Consider the following 2290-nt stretch of genomic DNA (forward strand, 5'->3'; position numbering starts at 1 on the left):
GTTCCTCGCCGAGAAGGGCGAGACCCCGCACTGGTGGATCACCGCCTACCGCGACGGCGGCATCGGGCTGCGCCTGGTCCTGCCGCACTGGATCCCCGGGCACAAGCCCAGCCAGGACTGCCCGCTGCTGGACGACGAGACCGGCCACCAGCCGGACCACGCCGAGCTGGCCGCCCGCCTGACCGCGTACATCGAGACCACCGGCACCGCCTGGATGGTCTCCAACGCGGTCACCGGGCAGAACCTCATCGAGCGCACCCGCACCCGCGCCTCCAAGCGGCTGGTCGACCCGGCCGCCCCGCCGCCGCCGGCCACCGACAAGACCCTCGCCGAGACCGACCTGTACTGGCAGCGCCCCCCCACCCCGATCGAGTCGGGCATGACCTACGTGCACGCGTTCGACAAGAACGGCATGCGCCTGTCCGCGATGGGCGCCGTGTACGTCGGCCTGGGCGCCGCCGAGCACACCCCCGGCGCCACCTTCGACCCCAAGATCCCCGGCTACTGGCAGATCGACCCCGGCACCTGGGACCGCGACATGCTGCCCAACCCATTCGACCCCACCTCCCGCGGCCGCACCGGCCCGATCTGGCTCACCACCCCCAGCCTCGACCAAGCCCGGCGCGCCGGCTGGTGGGACGGCACCGTCCTCGACGCCTGGCTCTGGCCCGCCGTCGACGGCCTGCGCGCCACCCGCCCCGGCGTGCGCTACTTCGAACAGGCCTACGAGCTGCTCCGCGACGCCCGCGAACGCCTGCACCCGGCCCGCGGCACCGACGCCAACCTCGCCGCCGTCGACCGGGCGCTGAAGCTGTCCTACACCGCCCCAATCGGCAAGTACGGCGCCAAATCCACCGAGGGCGATCGGCTGTACCGCCCGGACTGGCAGCACCACATCATGGGCCAGGCCCGCGCCAACCTGCTGCGCAAGCTCGCCGCCGTCGCGAGCGAAACCGGCCGGTACCCGCTCGCCGTGGCGATCGACTGCGTGCTGTACGCCTCCGACAACCCCGACCCGGCCGCCGTCGCCGCCGAGCTGGGCCTCGGCCCGGCGAAGGACCCCGGCCGCCTCGACCCGGTGCGCCTGGCCTACTTCAAGCACGCCGGCACCGCCGCGATGACCGACGTCGCCCCGCTGCTCGGCCACCGCGCCCCGCGGCTGCACAAGGAGCTGATGGAGCTGTTCGAGAAGGAGGTGGCGTGACATGCCCGACGGCATGGGAGCAGATCTCTGGAAGGCGGTCACCGCGGGCCGCAAGGGCGGCACCCCGCCCGAGAACGTGCGCCAGGCCGTCGAGCGGCTGGAGGCCGCCGGCGCCAGCAAGAAGGACCTCGCCCAGTTCAAAAAAGACCTCGCCGCCTCCCTCGGCGTGACCGTCCGCCAGGTGCAGCGCATGACCACCCGCACCGGCCGCGAGACGCGCAGCGACAAGAAGCACGCCGGCGCGATCCGCGACTTCGTGCAGAAGGACTCCCGGATCCGCGGCGCCTCCGGCAGCAAGATCCGCAAGACGAGGATGAAGAACAAGGGCGCCAAGCTGAAGATCAAGGGCCAGCAGGGGCCGAAGGTGGGCAAATCCTGGCCCACCCGCGATCGCCTGGTCGAGCTCGACCTCGACCCGTACGCGATGGAGGCGATCCTCGACGCCTGGGAGAACGGCGACGACGCCGCCGCCCTCGACGCCATCCAGGACGCCCTGGAGGACGAGGGCTACCCGCCCAACTGGAGCTGGGAGGACGGCGCCGGCGTCGAGTTCCTGGGCCTGTCCCGAGAATGACGAAGCCCCCGGTCACGACGGCGACCGGAGACGGCGTTGGTCAGGATGCGGGTCCGGGGAGTACGCCCCGGGACCCCGCAGCCGGTATGGGGGAGCCGAACCCCGGTTAGGGGCGGTCCTCCTTCTGACGCCGTTCCTTCTTGCGCCGGCGCGACAGCTGAACGCTGCGAATGGCCGCGACGACGATGATCAGAACCCCGACGCCGACACCCGCCTCGCCCGCGTCCAGGGCCGGTGTGTCGTCGGCCATGACGCTGGCCGCTGTCACACCGCCGCCCATCACGAGGCCGGTGACGAACACCACGACGGGCTCGCGGCCGGTGGTGGAGAACAAGACCCGGCGGGTCTCGGGGTCGTAGCCGAGCGTCACGTTCGCCCGCTCGTCGTGGACGGCCTCCTGCGGCAGGACCTCGGTCAGATCGTGGTCGAGCGTCAGGTCGTGGTCTTGGACCTGGTCATCGATCAGATGCCGTTTGTCCACCACTTCGTCAGGACGTTGAACATCGCTCCGC

3 protein-coding genes are annotated in these 2290 nt (G+C 71.6%); 2 read left to right on the forward strand and 1 reads right to left on the reverse strand.

Annotation, left to right across the window (positions count from 1 at the left end; all coding sequences use genetic code 11):
- Both IEY99_RS33665 and IEY99_RS33670 read left to right on the forward strand, forming a co-directional pair.
- A partial coding sequence (locus IEY99_RS33665; RefSeq protein WP_229799504.1) for a hypothetical protein occupies positions 1–1204 on the forward strand: 1204 nt, incomplete at its 5' end.
- A gap of 13 nt (positions 1205–1217) precedes the next feature.
- The gene (locus IEY99_RS33670; protein WP_189208174.1) at positions 1218–1778 is read left to right on the forward strand and encodes a hypothetical protein; all 561 of its coding nucleotides are present in this window, start codon (positions 1218–1220) and stop codon (positions 1776–1778) included.
- Positions 1779–1884: 106 nt separating this feature from the next.
- Here IEY99_RS33670 and IEY99_RS33675 read toward each other — a convergent pair.
- Positions 1885–2290, reverse strand: a 406-nt coding sequence (locus IEY99_RS33675) for a hypothetical protein (protein WP_189208175.1), incomplete at its 5' end; no start/stop codon positions are given.

It is taken from the genome of Couchioplanes azureus, from assembly GCF_014648355.1.
Lineage (GTDB): Bacteria > Actinomycetota > Actinomycetes > Mycobacteriales > Micromonosporaceae > Actinoplanes > Actinoplanes azureus.

What these genes read in the sequence shown, in the direction of transcription:
- IEY99_RS33670 (WP_189208174.1), top strand. Translation starts at nt 1,218, where the DNA reads ATGGGAGCAGATCTCTGGAAGGCGGTCACCGCGGGCCGCAAGGGCGGC.